Here is an 18,507-nt window from a genome sequence, read left to right on the forward strand (position 1 = left end):
ACCCCGACCCCGGTCGAAACTCGCCTTCTTTCGCGTCAGCCGCCGAGGAAGTCCTGTCTGACCTTCGGGTCGGCCAGCAGGACGTCGCCGTCGTCCTCGTAGCGATTCTGACCGTTCACGAGGACGTAGCCCCGGTCGCACCGGCGGAGCGCCTCCTTGGCGTTCTGTTCGACCATCAGGATAGCCGTGCCAGCGTCGTTGATCTCGTCGACCTTCTCGAACATCTCGTCGACGAGGTCCGGCGCGAGCCCCGCGGAGGGCTCGTCGAGCAGCAGCAGCGGCGGCGAGAGCATCAGTGCCCGGCCCATCGCCAGCATCTGCTGCTGGCCGCCCGAGAGCGTCCCCGCACGCTGGTCCTCCCGCTCCTCCAGGATGGGGAACCGGTCGAACACCATGTCGAGGGCGTCCTGTGGCACCTCGTCGAGGATGTACGCGCCCATCTCGAGGTTCTCGCGGACCGACATCGTCGGAAACACGTTGTCGTTCTGCGGGACGTACCCGAGGCCCTCGTGGATGATCTCCTCGGGGTTCCACCCCGTGATGTCCGTCCCGTCGAACGTGACGGTCCCGCCCATGTGCGAAGTGAGCCCGAAGACGGACTTCATCACCGTCGACTTGCCCGCGCCGTTCGGCCCGACGATGGTGACGTACTCCCCCTCACGGACGTCCATCGTGACGTCGGTGAGGATCTGGAGGTCGCCGTAACCCGCGTCGAGGTCACGCACCCGCAGGAGGCTGTCCGACCAGGTCGAGACCTCCGTGGCGGCCCCCGCGGTCCCGGTCCCCTCCGCGCCGTCGGCTTCTTCGGTTCCCTCGGCCCCGTCGGCCCCATCGACCGCCCCGCCGGGTTCGGGTTCGGTCCCGCTCATTCGACCTCACCCCCGAGATAGGCCTCGATGACCCGCTCGTCGGTCCGGACCTCCTCCGGAGCGCCCTCCATCAGCACCTTGCCCTGGTGCATCACGATGACGTGCTCGCAGTTCTCCATGATGAGGTCCATGTCGTGTTCGACGATGAGGAACGTGTAGCCCTGTTCGCGCAGTTCGTGGACGTGTTCGAGCAGACGTGCCTCGAGCGAGGGGTTCACGCCCGCGAACGGCTCGTCGAGCAGCAGCATCTCCGGCTCGGTGAGCAGCGCCCGCGCGAGTTCGAGCAGCTTCCGCTGTCCGCCCGAGAGGGTGCCGGCGTACTCGTGGGCGAGGTGGTCGATCTCGAAGAAGTCGAGCATCTCCCAGCACCGCTCCAGCACCTCCCCCTCCTGGTTGACGACCGAGTTACGGGTGAACGGGAGGACCGACCGCCAGAGCGACTCGCCGCGCTGGCCGCGCGGGGCGAGCATCATGTTCTCGAGGACGGTCATCTCCTCGAGTTCGCGGGCGATCTGGAACGTCCTGACGAGCCCCCGGTTGGCGACCGTGTGGGGTTCGAGTCCCGTGATCTCCTCGCCCCTGAAGTAGACCGCCCCGGCGGTCGGTTCGAGGACGCCCGTGATGCAGTTGAACGTCGTCGACTTGCCCGCGCCGTTCGGCCCGATGAGCCCGGTGAGTGTCCCCTCCTCGACCTGGAAGGAGGCCCCGTCGACGGCGGTGATGCCGCCGAACTCCTTGCGGAGGTCCTGGACGCGGAGCGGGATCCCGCGTGGGGTGTGCTTGGCGGCCTCCTCGGCCGCCGAGTCCTGGGCTTCGGCCTCGTCCACCTCCACGTCGGCGTCCTCGGGGACGTTGTTCCGTACGGCCGGGTCGTCGACCCCGCCCTCGCTCATCGGTCCTCACCCCCGGAATCGCCGGAACCGGAGCCGCCGTCGGTGGCGGCCGGCGGCGTGCCGCCGCCCTCGCGCTCGCCGGAGGCGCGACGCGGTCGTTCGAGCGGGACGCCCGATGCCGGCTCCTTCCGGTGACCGAGCAGCCCCTGCGGCCGGTTGTGCATCAGGTAGATGAGCACCAGCCCCATGATGACGAGCTGGAGCTGTCGGATGCTGTCGATCGTGTAGAACAGGAACGGGACTGGGTCGAGGTTCGAGATCAGGGGCGAGACCGCCGGGCCGAACCCCGAGGGAGCATCCACCTCGATGAGAGTCTCGATGACGTTCTTCAGGTAACGCGGCCCCTGGAACAGCACCGCGGCGAAGATGGCCCCGCCCATGACGCTCCCGGTGTTCGAGCCCGCGCCGCCGATGATGAGCGCGATCCAGACGAAGAACGTGAGCCGGGGGCGGTAGGTGTTCGGCGTGATCGCTCCCTGGGTCATGAACCAGAGGATGCCACCGAGCCCCATCAGCCCGCAGCCGACCATGAACGCCTTCGTCTTGAACGCGTCCGTGTTCTTCCCGAGCGAATTCGTCGCCTCCTCGTCCTCGCGGATGGCCTTGAGCACCCGACCGAACGGGGAGTTGCCGATCCGTCGCATGAGGACGTAGTAACCGACGACGACGAACAGCAGGAGGACGCCGTATACCAGGCCGTCGACGACCGGCTTGGGGTTGTTCGGGACGGCCACCTGGACGACGTCGACGAACCCGAGGTAGACGTCGTAGAGCCCGAACGCGGTGAAGAACGCCTGGACCGGCTGGGTGAAGTCGAGGATGAGCCCCGAGCCCCCGCCGAGCCCGACGACGTAGCCGCCGACGGTGAACTGCTCCAGGTCGCCCGAGAGGAAGGCGAACCGGAGGATCTCGCTCATGGCGATGGTGACGATGGCGAGGTAGTCCGCCCGGAGCCGCAGCGCCGGGAGCGCGACCACGAGCCCGAGCAGCGCGGCCACGACGGTCCCGGCGATGATGCCGACGATGATGGGCATACCGAACCCGCCCGAGCGACCGGTCTCGGCGGCGAACAGCGGCGCTTTCGAGACGATCGCCATCGTGTAGATGCCGATGGCCATGAACCCGACGATACCGATGTTGAACAGCCCGGTGTAGCCCCAGTGGAGGTTGAGCGCGAGCGCGAGCAGGGCGAACACCGCGATGTAGAAGGTCAGACTGGCGACGGAGTTGATCTGCCCGCGGACCTCGAACCCGAGGAATGCCCCGGTGAGGATGTACACCCCGTAGATGACCGCGAGCAGCGCCCCGATCTTCGTGACGTCCTTCTCCCAGAGCGCCGCGAGTGCCCCGGTGGAGTCCTCGGATTCGGTGTCGCTCGCGCTCATGCTGTCGTCCTCCCGGCGAACAGGCCCTGTGGTTTCACGAGCAGGATGACGATCATCACGAGGAACGCGGCGGCACGGGAGAAGTCGCTCGGGATCCAGACGACCGACACCGAGGCGGTGACGCCGATGATCAGCCCCCCGAGGATCGCCCCGTAGATCGACCCGATGCCGCCGAGGATGACGGCCGCGAAGATCAGCAGGAGGAGGAGCCAGCCGTCGAAGTAACCCATCGTCCCCTTCCAGAGGAAGAACATGTATCCGGCGACGCCGGTGAGGCCACCGCCGATGATCCACGTGTAGCGGACGACCTGCTCGGTCGGGATGCCCGTCACCCGGGCGAGGTCCTCGTTGTCGGCCATCGCGCGCATCGCTTTGCCGAGCTTCGTCCGCTGGAGGAGGAGGTGGACACCGAGCATCAGCGCGATGGCGACGACCGCGAGCGTGATGTCGTGTGCCCTGAGCTGGACGGTCCCGTCGATGAACGGGACGGTGATCGCCGGCTGCGTGGCGGTGAGCCCCCGTCGGCTCGGCCCGAAGACGAACTGGATGAGAAACCGGATGGCGAACGCGACCCCGATGCTCGTGATGAGCAGGGCGATACCTGAACGGTCACGGAGCGGCTTGAACGCGTACCGATCGACGAACAGCGCGAGCGCGATGGTGAACACCCCCGCGACGAGGAGCCCCCCGATCACGGCGAGCGGCGAGGAGACGATGCCGATGCCGAGCGCACCCCCGAACACCGACCCCCCGGCCCCGACGAGCAGGAGCGATCCGATGTCCGCCCGCGCACCGAACGCCCCGGCGACGGCGTAGGTCGTCGCCCACCCCGCGAACCCCCCGGCGGTGATGTAGTCGCCGTGTGCGAAGTTGGCGAAGTTGAGAATGCTGTACGTCATCGAGAGCCCGATCCCCGCTAACCCGATCACCAGCCCCCGCATCAGGCCGTCCTTGAGGAGGACGGCGAGACGGAAGAACTGCTGCTCGTCGACGAGTAGCTGCCGCCCCAGGTCGAGCAGCAGGACGACGACGATCCCCACGAGGACGACGCTGCCGGGGTTCGCTCCCAGCAGTCGCCGGCCCCGTGCGTACGTTTCGCTTATACCCATGCGATAGCCTGTAGTGTGGAGGCTCATAAATAACACTACGTACCGGCGTACTGTCGACCCCATGCCGTGTGTGGTCAGGGAGCGTCGGTGCCACAAACGCTTTCGTGACGGGCGAGGCAATCCCGGGTATGGTACGGACGCTGGACGACCTCGACCCCTCCGGCCTCGCGGTCGGGCTCCGGGTCGACGTCAACAGCCCGCTCGACGACAGGGGGGAACTCGCCGACGACGCCCGACTCGGAGCACACCTCGACACCATCGAGGAACTCGCCGCCAGGGACGCGCGGGTCGCCGTCCTCGCACACCAGGGCCGCCCGGGCGGATCGGACTTCTCGGATCTGGCCCCGCACGCCGACCGGTTCGACGAACTCCTCGACGCGCCGGTGGACTACTGTGACGGGACCTTCACGCGCGAGGCCCGCGAGGCCGTCGGCTCGCTCTCGCCCGGCGAGGTGGTCGTCCTCGAGAACACCCGGTTCTACAGCGAGGAGTACATGGAGTTCGATCCCGAGGCCGCCGCGGACACCTACCTCGTGCAGCGGCTCGTGCCCGTGCTCGACGCCTACGTCAACGACGCGTTCGCCGCCGCCCACCGATCCCAGCCCTCCCTCGTCGGCTTCCCACGCGAACTCCCGGCCTACGCCGGCCGGGTGATGGAGCGCGAGCTCGACGTCCTCGGCGGACTCGGGGACGCCCCCCGGCCCCGGTACTACGTCCTCGGCGGGGCGAAGGTCGAGGACTCGCTCGACGTCGCCCGCTCGGTGCTCGACCGCGACATCGCCGACGGCGTCCTGGCGACGGGCGTCGTCGGCAACGCCTTCCTGCTCGCCGACGGCGTCCAGCTCGGAGCCGCGAGCGCGAAGATCGTCAACGAGCGCTCGACCGAGGCCGTCCAGCGGGCCGGTGAGCTCCTCGACGAGTACGGCGGCCTGATACACCTCCCGCGGGACGTGGCCGTCGAGCGCGACGGCGAGCGGACCGAACTCGGTGTCGAGGACCTCCCGGCGGAGACGCCGGCGATGGACGTGGGTGCGAAGACGATCGCCGCCTTCGCCGAACTGCTCGACGATGCGGGGACGGCCATCCTGAACGGTCCGGCCGGGGTCTTCGAGGAGGAGGCGTTCGCGGTCGGCACCCGCGAGATCTTCGAGGCCGCCACGCGCGCCGAGCTCAGCGTCGTCGGCGGCGGGGACACGGCGGCCGCCCTCCGCCGACTGGGGATCGAGGGATTCAGCCACGTCTCGACCGGCGGCGGTGCCTGCCTGCGGATGCTCACCGACGGGGAGCTCCCGGCCGTCGAGGCTCTCGAGCGGTGACCGACGAGGGCGATCCCCCCTGGGAGATCGAGCGCCCACCCACGGAGGCGGCCGACGCCGTGACCGACCTCTGGGTCGACTTGGTCGCCGACCAGCGCCCGTACGGCTCGCACCTGCTCGCCGAGCCCAACCGCGAGCGAGTCCGCGAAGCCGCCCTCCGGGGGATCGTCACCGACTCGCTGCTCGTCGCCTCGTGGGACGGGGCCCTCGTCGGGTTCGTCACCTTCGCCGTCGAGTCCGGGGTCTACGAACAGGACGTCACTCGGGGGCTCGTCGAGAACGTCTACGTCGTCCCCGAACGCCGCGGGGAGGGCCTCGGATCGGCGCTGCTGGCCGCCGCCGAGGACCACCTGCGCGAGCGGGGCTGTGACGCGTTCTTCCTGGAGGTGCTGGCCGACAACGAGGGCGCGAGACGGTTCTATCGCGAGGCGGGGTACGACCCCCACCGACTCCAGTTCGAGCGGTCGGCCGACGGGGCCGAAAGACGGCACGGGAGCGAGGTCGACACCGAAAGCGATACGCACACAAGGGACGACTGACTATCACCCCCTGCGCCAAGGGAGCTTGGGTGGTTCAAGCACTCGACTTGTAATCGAGAATTCGTGGGTTCAAATCCCACCCTTGGCTCTGGCGTCCCGAACGAGCGACCCTGGCTCCCTGCGCGACGATCGTCGGACGCCGATGCGCGTCTTCTCGTTCTGAAGACGCTGATGGCGTGTTATTATCTCGGAAGCTGAAACCGATAAAATATGGGGCTGGGTGACCGGGTGGGTTCGGAGAGGGACACGGCACAGGCCTCGGTTCTGGGCTTCGTGCTGTTGGTCGGGATCGTTGTCGTCGGGACCGGAACGCTGGTCGTGATCGGCGGAACGCTGCTCTCGGAGCAGCAGCGAGCCGTGGACGCCTCGGTCGCCGAACTCGCGATGACCCAGGTGGACTCGCAGGCGAGCCAGGTCGCGCTCGGCAGCAGCCCGAGTCAGCGGGTCTCCCTCGCCGGCGGCGGGCGGACCTACGTCGACGAGTCCGCCGCGCCGATCACGATCGAGCTGATCGGCTGTGACACCTGTCCCACCACGCTCGAGAGTACGACGCTCGGTGCAGTCGTCTACGACGGGGGGGAGACGACCGTCGCGTACCAGGGCGGCGGGGTGTGGAAGCGCGACGGCTCGGGCGGGGTGCGGATGGTGTCGCCGCCCGAACTGCACTACAGCTTCGACGCCTCGATGAACGACGATCCCACGCTCACGCTCCCGCTCGTCGTCGTCCGCGGCGACGCCTCGACGACGGAGGCCCTCCAGATCCGGCGGGGGCCGTCGACGGCCGTCTTCCCCGATCCGGACGACCCGAGCGGTGACCTGACGAACCCGCTCAGCGCGGGAAGTCTCAGGATCACCATCCGGAGTTCCTACTACGAGGGCTGGTCGGAGTACTTCGAGGAGCGGACCGACGCCGACAGCGTGACCGTCGACCACGGTACGGGGACGGTCGAGGCCGTCCTCACCGTCCCCGACAGGAGCCGCGAGGTCGAGGAGTCGATCGCCTCGAACGCCCCGACGCTGAGCGTGCAGGGCGGTGCCGACGTGGACAGCTACAACTCCTCGCTCGGGACCTACGCGGCGACGCGCGGTTCGGCGGGGAGCGTCTACGTCGGTCACGACCTGAGCAACGCCGGGGACGGTACCATCTACGGTAACATGCGCGTCGACGGGGACTTCGACGGCGGGGGCGGCATCGAGATCAAGGGTGACCTCCTGACGGACGGCGACGTCACACTCGACGGCGGCGTCTCGGTGGACGGCGAAGTGATCGCCGACGGCGACTTCTCCATCAGCGGCGGCGGGACGGTCAACAGCCCGGTCACGGTCACGGGGAGCGTCACCGAGACCGGGGGCGGGGTGGACGTCGACGCCGACGTCACCGCCGGACGGGACTACGTGAGCAAGAGCGGGTCGATCGACGGCGGCGTCACGGTCCACGTCGGGCGTGACTTCTACGCGGCGAACGGACAGAACGTAGACGGCGAGATCGTCGCCGGTGGCGAGTACAGGGACGACGGCGTCTGGCCGAACGACGGGTCCGCGACCATAACCGAGAACGGGCCGGCCCCCGACCTGAGTGCCACCGAGCGCGCGGAGAGCCTCAGTCCGCCACACCTCGCCCCGATCGACGGGACGATCACCTCCCGTGTCGTCTCGTTCGAGTCCGTGAACGACAACGGGCCGGAGGCGGCCCGCGTCGTGGCCGGGAACTGCGGGGGCGGCGACCCCGCCTGTACACTCACCGCGGGGACGTACTACTTCGACGAACTCTCGCTGTCGGGGAGCGACAGGCTCGTGTTCGATACGACCGACGGGCCGATCTACGTCGCCGTCGACGGCGACGTCGGCACGACCGGCGGCTCGTCGGTCGAGGCGATCGGGCCGAACGAGGTCCACGTCTACTACACCGGGGACGCCACGCTCAGGACCGACTGGGAGAGCGTCGGCGACCGCGGCGACCAGATCTGGCTCTACGGCTCCAGTTCGTCCACGGTCCTGGTCCAGGGCGGTGCGGCCGTCTACGGGGTCCTCTACGCGCCGGGGAACCAGGACATCGAGGTGCGCGGCGGGTCGGAGGTGTACGGCGCGCTCGTCGGAAGCGTCAGTGACGTCCAGGGGGGGACCGCCATCCACTACGACGAGGCCCTCGGGAACCAGAAACCCGAGCTCACGGGGAGTGCGGGTGCTCCGGTCAACTACCTCCACATCTCGACCAACGAGATCGTCGTGGAGGACGGGGATACCCCGTAGGAACCCGGACCTGTTCGGATCCGGACCGGGGATACGTCGCGGTCGGTTAGACGTCCTCGTTCTCGACGGTCATCTCGGGGGGGATCGTTCCGACGGAGGACGAACCGCTCCTCGCCGTCCCGCTCGACCGTCGCCGCCAGACACCATCCCTCCTGACCCATCCGGTTGAGTTCCTCTTCGAGCTCCTCGGGCGGTTCGACGACGACATAGTCGTAGCGGTCCTCGGTGGGTCCCTCGGTGCTCACGACGAACGCTCAGCCCCACATCCTCGTAGCGCCACTGCCTGCAGATACTGGGCGACCCGCGCCCGATCGGGGCCGGCGTATGCGCCGAGGGGGACCGCCCCAAGAGCTAACCGCCCGCCTGCGCCACGACCGGTATGACGCGCACCCCCCGTGTCCTGCTGCTTCACGGGTTCCCGCCGGAGACGACCGGCGGTCCCGAGGACCTCCGGGATCACGTCGTCGAGGCGCTCCCGGACGTGGACCTGCGGCTGGCGACCGACCACGACGACGCCCGCGAGCGGATCCCCGACGCCGAGGTGGTGATCGAACACGGGATCACGGACGACCTGCTGGCACGGGCGGACTCGCTGGAGTGGCTCCAGTCGCTCAGCGCCGGCGTCGACGGGTACGACCTCGACGCGCTCGCCGAACGCGACGTCGTGGTGACGAACGTCTCCGGCGTCCACGCGAACCCCATCGCCGAGCACGTCCTCGCGCTCGCGCTCGCGTTCGAACGGCGGCTCCCACGCGCCATCGAACAGCAGCGGGACCACGAGTGGCGGCGGTTCCCCGCCGGGGAGCTCCGGGGGAGCACGCTCGGGATCGTCGGCGTGGGAGCGATCGGTGGTCGCGTGGCCGAACTGGCGAGCGCGGTCGGCATGGACGTCCTCGGCGTCAAGCGCGACACGAGCACGTACCACGACGCCGTCGACGAGATATTCTCCCCCGACTCGCTTCACACGGTGCTCGGCCGGTCGGACTACGTCGTGCTCGCGTGCCCGCTGACCGAGGAGACCGAGGGGATGATCGGCGCGCGCGAACTCGCCTCGATCGGCCCCGACGGCGTACTCGTCAACGTCGCCCGCGGCCGAATCGTCGACCGCGACGCCCTCGTCCGCCAGATACGGGAGGGGTACCTCGGCGGCGCGGCGCTGGACGTGACCGACCCCGAGCCCCTCCCCCCGGAGTCGCCGCTGTGGGACAGCTCCGACGTGATCGTGACACCGCACATGGCCGGCGGCTCGCCGGCGTTCCCGCGACGGTGTGCGGAACTGTTCGTCGAGAACTACCGCCGATACGTCGAGGGAGAGATGGACGAGATGACCAATCGGGTCGTCTGAGGCGGGGAGTAGGAGCGTCCGGGTCAGGGCCGGGCCGCCTCACAGAGCGCCCGCGGATCCGAGTCGGGGAGTCCGCGGGCCAGCTCCCACAGTTCCTCGGTCGACGCCTCACCGACGACGGGTGCGGCGAGCCCCTGGAACTTCTCCCGAAGCTCCGAAGTCGAGAGGGGGTTCCGCTCGTCGCCCTTGGGGTAGCGGATCTCCTCCGTGCGTTCGGTGCCGTCCTCGAACTCGACGATCACGCGCGTGCTCCGCGCCTCGGGGACCCGTTCGGCGAGGTCCTCGGCGGCGGTCACCGAGATCCGCTCGGCCAGCCCATAGGCCTCGTCGGTCAGCGCCCCCTCGGCGAACGACGCCTTCGAGGAGTCCCCGTTGCGTAGCCGGGTGGCGACCGCGAACGGGATGGAGAACTTGGCCTCCAGATCGTTCTCGGGGCGGGTTTCGGTCAGGCGGGCCGCGTCGGGGTAGGTCTCGACGCGCACCGACGCCACGGTATCGGGGTCGACCCTCCCCCGCGCCTCGATGGCGTCCAGCGCGTCGAGCGCGCCGTGTGTGTACCGGCAGGCGGCGTGGTTCTTGAAGTACCCACGAGTTATCTCCCAGCGCTCGCCGAGCGCGTCGGCGACGGCCGCCCGGTCGAACCCGTCCGCACAGAGACGATCCAGGTGGCGAGCGAGGCCGTCGTCGAGGCCGGTGAACCCCGCGGCGGCCTGATCCGCCGCCAGGATCCCGTTCATCGCGCTCATCCCCGCGTAGGTGTTCCTCACGGTTGCGCCCTCGGTCGCGGCGTCGAACCGGGTGTGGAGCGCGTGGTTCGCACCGATCCGCATCGCTGCCAGCGTCGTCCTCTCGTCGTACTCCCGGAACCGCGAGACGCCGGCCGCCGCGCCCACGGTTCCCCAGACGCCGTGCATGTGGTACTCGGGGGCCAGGGGCGTGCAGGCGATGCCGACGCGGGCGGCGACCTCGTAGCCGGCGACGAACGAGGTGAGGAGGCGGCGACCGGCGGTCCCGGTCCCGTTTCGGGCCCGGTCTTCGTCACCTCCCTCGGCCTCCGCGACGGCGAGCACCGCCGGCAGGACGTGCATCGCCGGGTGGCCAGCCGAGTACTTGTGCCCCTCGTCGAGTTCGAGCACCGTTCCCGCGCCGCCGTTGGCGAGCGCAGCACGGGTAGCGGACGCCGTCCGGTCGGTCCCGAGCACCGTCGCCGGCCCGCCGCTCGACCGCTCGGCGAACGCGGCCGCGTACGGCGCGGTCGACCCGCCGAGTATCGCGCCGATCGAGTCCGCGACCACCAGCGTCGCGCGGTCGAGCGCCTCCGCCGGGATCGCTCCAAGATCGAGCGAGGCGGCGAACGCGGCGGCCTCGCGCTCGGCGCTCGTCCCGCTCATCACTCGCTCCAGTCGGGCAGGTCGCGCTCGACGAACCGGCCCGTTCCGGGCTCGGCGACGATCTCGCCGCCGTCGACTACGAGCTGCCCGCGGACGAACGTCTGTTTTACTGCACCGGTGACCTCCCGGCCGTCGTACAGCGAGAACGTCGCGTTCGAGGCGTTCTCCGTCTCTTCGATCGTCCACGTCTCGTCGGGATCGAAGACGACGACGTCGGCGTCCGTGCCCGGTTCGAGCGTCCCCTTCTCCGGGAAGCCGAACGTCCGGGCCGGGTTCGTACACATCACGCGAACCAGGAACGGGTAGGAGAACCCCCGCTGGTTGACCGCCACCTCGTGGAACACGGGGAGGCTGTACTGGGCGCTGTTGGCCCCGAACGGGCTATCCCACCAGTTCTCGACCTCCTCCTTGTACTCGCGGTGGTAGACGGAGTGGTCCGTCGAGACCACGCTGAGTGTCCCGTCGCGGAGGTACTCGAACATCGCCTCGACGTCGTCGTCGGTCCGGAGCGGCGGCGCGATCAGGGGGAGGTTCCCCCGGGACTCGTGGATCTCGCGGGTCAGCGCGGTGTAGTGGGTGCAGGTCTCCGCCCGTATCCGCGAGCCGTCCCCCTGGAACCCCGAGAGCACCTCGGCGGACTGGCGACAGGAGGTGTGGATACCGTAGTACTTGACGCCGTGCTCGCGGGCCATCCGGGCGACGTCGTCGGCGGCCATCGCCTCGGCGTAGTCCGGGCGGGAGTCCGGGTAGTACTGCGGGTCACCCTTCCCCTCGCGCTTGAGTCGCTCGGCGAGGTGCTCACAGACCGAGGGGTCCTCGGTGTGCATCGTGGCGACGGCGTCCTCGGCGGCGATGCGCTCGAACGCGCTGTCGACGAACCCGTTCGATACGCCCACCGGGTAGGTCGACATGAACATCTTGAACGACGTGACCCCCTCCTCGACCGCTTCGGGGATCGCGTCGAGCGTCCCCTCGGTCTCCCGCGAGAGCACGCCGTGGAGGCTGTAGTCCACGTAGGACTCGTCCTCCTTGGCACGCTTGTGTGCGATACCGTCGAGCAGGCCGGCGTCCTCGTCGGTCCCCGCACGGTCCCGTCCCTGCCAGGCGAAGTCGACGAAGGTGGTCATCCCGCCGAGCGCCGCGGCCGCCGTCTCGGCCGGCATCGTCCCCGCGCGGTTCTCGGGCACCTCGTCGATGTGGACGTGCGGGTCGACCACGCCGGGCATGACCAGCCGGTCCGCCGCGTCGATCCGCCGGTCGGCCTCGGGCAGTGACGCCTCGTGGCCGACGGCCACGATGGTCCCGTCGTCGATCGCGACGCTCCCCTCGGAGACGCCGGTCGGCGTCACCAGCCGCCCGCCCGCGATCACCGTGTCGACTGTCATCGACCTACGAACCGGACCCTGGGGCTAATAGTTTGTCCCGGACGGCGGGGCAGTACCTGGAATCGACAGCGAACGGCGAAACGGTCGATTGGGCGCGATCCAGCCGGAGCCGCCCGGCCGCGAGGGCGAGCATTCATATCCGAAACCGGGACCACCGACCCCGTGACCTGACGGATCGCTCACGGGGCGACCGCGGGAGCCCGGCACGCCGTCCCGTGAGGGGCGAGGAGTCGTGCCGGCTGTTCGAGGAGTCCGTACGCGATCGGGGGTGATGCGGCTCGGCGGGGTTCAGTCCGCCGGAACCCGCGACCTGGCGTCGCCGGGCCGCGGGCGGAGCACCGCCGCCGCCCTGGCGGTGGGGTTTATCCTCGCTGGCCCGGCTGTCGGGGTATGGAGATCGAGGTAGATCGAGAGCGCCTCCGTGCGGATCTCGAGGCGAACGGGCACATCGGCGAGATCGAGGTCGAGGAGGGGTGGGGCCGGACCGTCCTGACGGGGACCGACGCCGACCGGCAGGCCCGGGACAGGTTCGTCGATCGGCTCGAGGACGCCGGGCTCGAAGTCCGGGTCGACCCGGTCGGCAACGTCGCCGGACGGTGGATGCCCGAAAGCGCTGACTCTGGGGCGTCGCCGGTCGCCGCCGGCAGCCACCTCGACTCGGTTCCGGAGGGGGGTATCTTCGACGGGCCGCTCGGCGCGTACGCCGCGCTGGAGGCCGTCAGAGCGATCCAGGAGTCGTCGGTCGAGCCCGTGCGGCCGCTGGAGGTCGTCTCCTGGACCGAGGAGGAGGGGGTCCGGTTCGGCACCGGCCTGCTCGGCTCGTCGGTCGCCAGCGGGATCCGCTCCCGCGAGGAGGCGCTCGCGCTGACCGACGAGGACGGGGAGTCGCTGGGCGAGGCCCTCGACGGTATCGGCTACCGCGGCGAGGCCACGGTCGACCCGGCGTCGTGGTCGGCGTGGCTCGAACTCCACGTCGAGCAGGGGTCGATCCTCGAATCGGCGGGTGTCCCCGTCGGCGTGGTCTCGGCCATCGCGGGGATCGCGAACTGCGCGGTGGCGTTCGAGGGGGAGGCTAACCACGCGGGCGCGACCCCGATGGACGAGCGCCGGGACGCGCTCGCCGCCGCGAGCGAGTTCGTCCTCGACGTCGAGCGAGCCGCCCGCGAAGCGGTGCAGGAGGGCCACGAGGCGGCGGTCGGGACCGTCGGTCGGCTCGGGGTCTCGCCGAACGCCAACAACGTCGTCCCGGGCCGGGTGGAGCTGACGACCGACCAGCGCGACGTCGACGACGCGGTGCTACGTGGACTGGTCGAGGCAGCGTCGGCGAGCGCCGACCGGATCGAATCGGAACGTCCGGTGAGCGCCGACTTCGACCACTACCGGCTGACGGAGCCGAGCCACATGAGCGACCGGTGTGTCGAGGCGGCGACTGGAGCGGCCGATCGCGCCGGTTTAGAGTGCTCGGGGATGCACTCGGCGGGACTGCACGACACGGCGAACGTGGCGAACGTCACCGACACCGTGCTGCTGTTCGCGCCCTCCGAGGACGGCGTCTCGCACAACCCCCGGGAGTGGACCGACTGGGCGGACTGTGCGAACGCGACGCGGGTGCTCGCGGGCGCGATGGCCGACCTGGCGACCTGAGCCGCTGCCCCTGTCGCGTCGCTCCGGTCGGTGGCCGAACCTCGGAGTCCGGCCGTCGGAGGAGGTGACCCGATCCGGACGGGCCCCCGCGAGCGGAACGTTTCTGTACCGCCCGTTCGTCGGCGTCGTACGGGGATGTCCCTCCTACGGAATCATCCGGACCTCTCGCGTCGGATCCGCCAGTCCCTCGGTCCTCACATCGACGCGGTCGCCCGGAAACTCGGTCGCGTCCAGTACCGGATCCGCCCCTCGGAGTACGTCGGCACCGTGACGCTCGACATCGCCGACTTCGAGGAGCGGCTGTCCGAGATCGGGTTCGAGTGGGACCCCGTGAGCCTCTACCACCGGACGCCGTCGGGGACCCATACGAACGGTAGCTGGGTGTACCGGTCGTCGCGGCTGGCCGACAGACAGCTCCACGTGATCCTCTTCGCCCAGGCCCGCGATCAGATCGACGTCTACGCCCACGAGGAGTTCAGCTGGATACGCCACCCGCTGAAGCACGCCCGACACGAGCGGATACGGCGCGAGGAGGGCGCGAGGGAGATGCACCGGGTGCTGGACCGGATGAGCGTGGACTACTACCACGAACCCTGGCCCATCCGGAAGGGCTCCCATCTGCTACAGCGCGTTCGCGGATGGGATCGAACGGGCGGGTGAGTGCTCCCTTCCGTCTCACGACTCCGGCGACCCCTCACCGCGGCGCATCGAGAGGAAGACGACGGCCCCTGCCGCGCTCACGACCGCGACGAGCGGGAACGCCGCTCCCATGCCGACCCGTTCGGCGAGCGCGCCGAACAGCAGCGGCCCGGCCGCCCCGCCGAGCGACCCCGCGGTGAGCATCACGCCGAACAGACTCCCGCTGAACCCACGCTCGGAGTACGCGGAGGTGATGGCGTTCATCGCCGGGAGGGCCGCCCACAGCACGACACCGGCGAGGAAGAACCAGACGACGAGCGCGAGCGCCACGGGTGGAACGAGCGCGGTCCCGGCCAGCGCGAGCGACGAGCCCACCATCGCCGCGACACCCAGGGTCCGACGGTCCATCGTGTCCGCGAGCGTCCCGGCACCGAGCGAGGCGATGCCCGCCCCGACGAGCATGGCGAAGAAGACGCCGTTTGCGAGCCCGGTGGTCGTCCCCGCGTGCTCGACGAGGTAGGAGGTGACGTACGTTCGAACCGCACCGAGCTCTGTCGAGATGGCGAGGTTCGCCAAGAACAGCACGAGGACCCAGCGCCTGAGCGGCACGGAGAAGAAGGTGTGCGGGACGAACCGCCGCCAGCCCGATCCCGTCCGAGCGGTCCCCGCCTCGGCGTCGGGGTCGGATCCCCCGTCGGGTTCGACCGTCGGCCCCGAGGACTCCGGGAGGTCGCGGAACAGTGCGAGGAAGACAGCCCCGTAGACGAGCCCGACGCCGGCGCTGACCGTGAGCGCGAACCGCCAGTCGAAGACGGCGGCGAGCCCGCCGACGAGCGCCGGGGCGAGCGCCGTCCCGACCACCCCACCCAACCCGTGGATTCCCATCGCCTTCCCCTCGGTCGTCGACCCTTCGAGGTCACTGATGAGCGACATCCCCGCGGGGTGGTACGTGCTCCCGCCGAGGCCCGCGAGCGCCTCGGCGAACACGAGCGTCTCGTAGTTCTGCGCGCCGGCCGCGACCAGGATCCCCGCCGCGAGTACGACCATCCCGACCGCGAGTATCCACCGCTGGCCGATGCGGTCGGCGAGCGCCCCCGCCGGCAGTTGAAACACCGAGTAGGTGACGTAGAAGACGGTGAGGAGCGCCCCCGCCTCGGCATAGGAGATGGCGAAGTCGTTCACCAGCAGGGGGAGGATGGGCGGGAGCGCGACGCTGTAGAACTCGTTGACGGCGTGGGCGGCGGTGACGAGCCACACCTCCCGGGGGTTCGAGACGGAGAACAGCCGCGAGCGGAGGGTGCCTGACACAGGCCCTCTCCCCGCGAGCGGGTCATGAGGATTGCGGTCCGTTCTGGCGGGACGGCGTGGAGTCCCGTGTCGATGGCCGGCCCGGACCGCGGTCGGACGTCCTACTCGCCGGTCAGCGACTCCAGTAGTTCGATCGCGAGCCCCTTGTCGAGCGGGTCGTTCGCGTTCCCGCAGTGGGGCGACTGCACGCAGGCCGGACAGCCGCCCTCGCAGGGACAGGAACGGAGCATCGAGAGCGTCGTCCCGAGCAACGCGTCGATATCCGCGTAGGCTTCCCTGGTGAGGCCCACACCGCCCGGATAGCCGTCGTAGACGAACACCGTGCTCCGTCCGGTGTGGGGATGCATCGGCGTCGAGACGCCGCCGATGTCACGCCGATCGCAGAGCACCTCGTTCGGGAGCATGGAGATGATCGCGTGCTCGGCGGCATGGATGCCGCCGTCGAACGGACCCGACGCCGCTCGCATCGACCGTTCCGCGTCCTCGGGGACGGTGAAGTAGAACGCGCGGGTCCGGAGGGAGGTCTCGGGCAGGTCCAGTTCCTCCTCGCCGATCGGCTGGCCGGTGTTCGCGTCGCGTCGCTGGAACCCCGTGATGCGCTTTCGCATCGTCACCTCGGCGAACCTGACGGGAACGTCCTCGCGTGCCGCGAGGCGCTTTCCGGTGACGTCGCGCTCGACGGTGATCGCCTTCTCGTGGAGCGTCTCGGTGTAGTAGTCGGCCCACGTCGGTTCGAGTTCGGCGACCCCGTGGTCGAGGTCGAGGTCGCGGACCTCGTACTTGCGGCCCTGGTGGTGATACACCGCGCCGCGGTGGGCGTCCCGCATCGCGTCCTCGAAGGGGAGCTTCGCGACGACCTCCCCCCGTCGTGTGTCCTTCAGCTGAACCCCCCGGTCGTCGATGGTCCGCAGGCTCATCGAGTGGTGCGGGCTCCCATCGATCGTCCAGCGCGTCCCGTCGGGGGTCTCGCGGCGGTCGAGGTCGCCCGTCGATTCGAGGTGAGCGAGGAGGTCGGGGAACCCCTCGCCGAACCACCGCTCGTCGTCGATCGAGAGCCAGTTCTCCCGGGCGGCACACCGCACGTGATCGGGGAGTAGCTCGTCGTTCTCGGGGTTCGAGACCGCCCGTTCGGGGTCGCCGTCGAAGAGCGCCCGCGGGTCGTGCATCAGGTACTGGTCGAGCTGGTCCTCGCCGGCCACGAGGACGACCAGCGCGGGGTCGGTGCCCCGGCCCGCGCGGCCCGCGCGCTGGAATGCCGACATCCTGGTCCCGGGGTAGCCGTCGAGCAGGACGACGTCGAGCCCGCCAACGTCGACGCCGAGTTCGAGCGCGCTCGTCGACCAGGTGCCACGGATCTCGCCCGAATCGAGGCCGGCTTCGACCTCGCGCCGCCGGTCGTCGGTGAGCGCGGCGTGGTAGGCGACGGTGCTCCGGGCGGCGTCGTGGGCCCCCCGCTTGCGGAGCTCCTTCGCCGACTCGCTCGCGTACCGCTCGGCGGTCTGTCTGGAGCCGGTGAAGACGAGCGTCTGGAACCCTCGCTCCACGAGGTCGACGAACAGCCGCCGGGTCTCGGTGTGCGAGGAACGCCGCCGACCGTCGCCCCAGCCCTCGCCGTCGCCGTACTCGGGGGGGTTCCAGAGCAGCCAGTGGGTTGGCCCCGTCGCGGACGTGTCCTCGGTCACGAGATCGAACGACCCCTCGGGCTGGCCGGTGACGGTCGCGGCGTGCTCGACGGGGTTGCCGATCGTGGCCGAACAGCAGACGTACTGCGGGTCGGCGTCGAACCGTTCGGCGACCCGGGCGAGCCGGCGGAGGACGAGCGACACCCCGGAACCGAACACGCCGCGGTACTCGTGGACCTCGTCCACGACCACGGTTTCGAGCCGCTCGACGAACCAGTCCCACAGCCGGTGGGCGTGCGGGAGGATCCCGTAGTGGAGCATGTCCGGGGTCGTCAGGAGGACGGTCGGCTGTCGCTCGCGGATGGCCGCCTTCTCGTCGCGGTCCTGCCGGCCGGTGTAGCGTGCGACGGTCACCCCGGAGGCGAACCCCAGGTCGTCGGCGAGCGACGAGAGACTCCCGGCCTGATCCTCGATGAGCGCGACCTGCGGGGCGACGTAGAGGGCGGTCGCGCGGCGGTCGAGCGCCCGCTCGAACGCGGGGACGGTGTACGCGAGGCTCTTCCCGGACGCCGTGGGCGTCGCGAGGACGACGTTGCGGCCGTCCCGAACGCCCTCGACGGCACGGACCTGGTGATCGAAGAGCCGCGGAATGCCGCGCTCGCGGAGCGCCGTTTCGAGACGCCCGTCGACCTCGCACTCGGCGAACGACGCCTCGCGGCCCTCGACGGTCTCGTGGGTCCGTATCTGCCCCTCGTAGTACGGTCGGTCGCGCAGCCAGCCGACGGTGTCCTCCACACCCGGGATAGTCGGAG

Annotated in this window: 14 protein-coding genes and 1 tRNA gene; 7 read left to right on the forward strand and 8 right to left on the reverse strand. The window is 70.0% G+C overall.

Going from position 1 to position 18,507, the window contains the following annotated elements; translation table 11 throughout:
- Positions 1-35 precede the first annotated feature (35 nt).
- Genes WDJ58_RS15310 through WDJ58_RS15325 form a run of 4 tightly spaced genes read right to left on the reverse strand, consistent with a single transcriptional unit; the run spans position 36 to position 4,088 of the window.
- Positions 36-869, reverse strand: coding sequence for an ABC transporter ATP-binding protein (locus WDJ58_RS15310; RefSeq protein WP_338914139.1), 834 nt, complete (start codon positions 867-869; stop codon positions 36-38).
- The gene (locus WDJ58_RS15315; RefSeq protein ID WP_338914140.1) at positions 866-1,762 is read right to left on the reverse strand and encodes an ABC transporter ATP-binding protein; all 897 of its coding nucleotides are present in this window, start codon (positions 1,760-1,762) and stop codon (positions 866-868) included. The genes WDJ58_RS15310 and WDJ58_RS15315 overlap by 4 nt, the downstream gene beginning before the upstream one ends.
- Positions 1,759-3,147, reverse strand: a complete 1,389-nt coding sequence (locus WDJ58_RS15320; RefSeq protein ID WP_338914141.1) for a branched-chain amino acid ABC transporter permease — start codon at positions 3,145-3,147, stop codon at positions 1,759-1,761. The genes WDJ58_RS15315 and WDJ58_RS15320 overlap by 4 nt, the downstream gene beginning before the upstream one ends.
- Positions 3,144-4,088: a branched-chain amino acid ABC transporter permease gene (locus WDJ58_RS15325; protein WP_380661625.1), complete on the reverse strand. Its 945-nt coding sequence runs from the start codon at positions 4,086-4,088 to the stop codon at positions 3,144-3,146. Before WDJ58_RS15325 ends, WDJ58_RS15320 begins: the two co-directional genes overlap by 4 nt.
- Positions 4,089-4,384: 296 nt before the next feature.
- Between WDJ58_RS15325 and WDJ58_RS15330 the strand changes: the two genes are divergently transcribed.
- The 5 genes from WDJ58_RS15330 (at position 4,385) to WDJ58_RS15350 (ending at position 9,706) form a co-directional block, all read left to right on the forward strand.
- Positions 4,385-5,572 carry a phosphoglycerate kinase gene (locus tag WDJ58_RS15330; RefSeq protein WP_338914143.1) on the forward strand — a complete coding sequence of 396 codons (1,188 nt, stop codon included), beginning with the start codon at positions 4,385-4,387 and terminating at the stop codon, positions 5,570-5,572.
- On the forward strand, positions 5,569-6,111 hold the full coding sequence (locus WDJ58_RS15335) for a GNAT family N-acetyltransferase (protein WP_338914144.1): 543 nt from the start codon (positions 5,569-5,571) through the stop codon (positions 6,109-6,111). The genes WDJ58_RS15330 and WDJ58_RS15335 overlap by 4 nt, the downstream gene beginning before the upstream one ends.
- A 14-nt stretch (positions 6,112-6,125) precedes the next feature.
- Positions 6,126-6,199: transfer RNA gene (locus WDJ58_RS15340), tRNA-Thr, on the forward strand.
- A 122-nt stretch (positions 6,200-6,321) separates the two neighbouring features.
- A complete protein-coding gene (locus tag WDJ58_RS15345) occupies positions 6,322-8,361 on the forward strand; it encodes a DUF7289 family protein (RefSeq protein WP_338914145.1) in 2,040 nt (679 codons plus the stop codon).
- Positions 8,362-8,740: 379 nt separating this feature from the next.
- On the forward strand, positions 8,741-9,706 hold the full coding sequence (locus WDJ58_RS15350; RefSeq protein WP_338914146.1) for a D-2-hydroxyacid dehydrogenase: 966 nt from the start codon (positions 8,741-8,743) through the stop codon (positions 9,704-9,706).
- Positions 9,707-9,729: 23 nt separating this feature from the next.
- Here WDJ58_RS15350 and WDJ58_RS15355 read toward each other — a convergent pair whose 3' ends face one another.
- The gene (locus tag WDJ58_RS15355; RefSeq protein ID WP_338914147.1) at positions 9,730-11,097 is read right to left on the reverse strand and encodes an MmgE/PrpD family protein; all 1,368 of its coding nucleotides are present in this window, start codon (positions 11,095-11,097) and stop codon (positions 9,730-9,732) included.
- Positions 11,097-12,482: a dihydroorotase gene (locus WDJ58_RS15360; RefSeq protein WP_338914148.1), complete on the reverse strand. Its 1,386-nt coding sequence runs from the start codon at positions 12,480-12,482 to the stop codon at positions 11,097-11,099. Before WDJ58_RS15360 ends, WDJ58_RS15355 begins: the two co-directional genes overlap by 1 nt.
- Positions 12,483-12,878: 396 nt before the next feature.
- On the opposite strand from WDJ58_RS15360, the gene WDJ58_RS15365 reads away from it, so the two are divergent.
- Both WDJ58_RS15365 and WDJ58_RS15370 read left to right on the forward strand, forming a co-directional pair.
- A complete protein-coding gene (locus WDJ58_RS15365; protein WP_338917866.1) occupies positions 12,879-14,126 on the forward strand; it encodes a M20 family metallo-hydrolase in 1,248 nt (415 codons plus the stop codon).
- Positions 14,127-14,261: 135 nt separating this feature from the next.
- Positions 14,262-14,786, forward strand: coding sequence for a hypothetical protein (locus WDJ58_RS15370; RefSeq protein ID WP_338914149.1), 525 nt, complete (start codon positions 14,262-14,264; stop codon positions 14,784-14,786).
- 15 nt (positions 14,787-14,801) lie between these two features.
- Here WDJ58_RS15370 and WDJ58_RS15375 read toward each other — a convergent pair whose 3' ends face one another.
- Positions 14,802-16,073 carry an MFS transporter gene (locus WDJ58_RS15375; RefSeq protein WP_338914150.1) on the reverse strand — a complete coding sequence of 424 codons (1,272 nt, stop codon included), beginning with the start codon at positions 16,071-16,073 and terminating at the stop codon, positions 14,802-14,804.
- 101 nt (positions 16,074-16,174) lie between these two features.
- Positions 16,175-18,490, reverse strand: coding sequence for a DEAD/DEAH box helicase (locus WDJ58_RS15380; protein ID WP_338914151.1), 2,316 nt, complete (start codon positions 18,488-18,490; stop codon positions 16,175-16,177).
- Positions 18,491-18,507 lie beyond the last annotated feature (17 nt).

It is taken from the genome of Salinirubellus litoreus (assembly GCF_037335815.1).
Taxonomy (GTDB): Archaea; Halobacteriota; Halobacteria; order Halobacteriales; family Haloarculaceae; genus Salinirubellus; species Salinirubellus litoreus.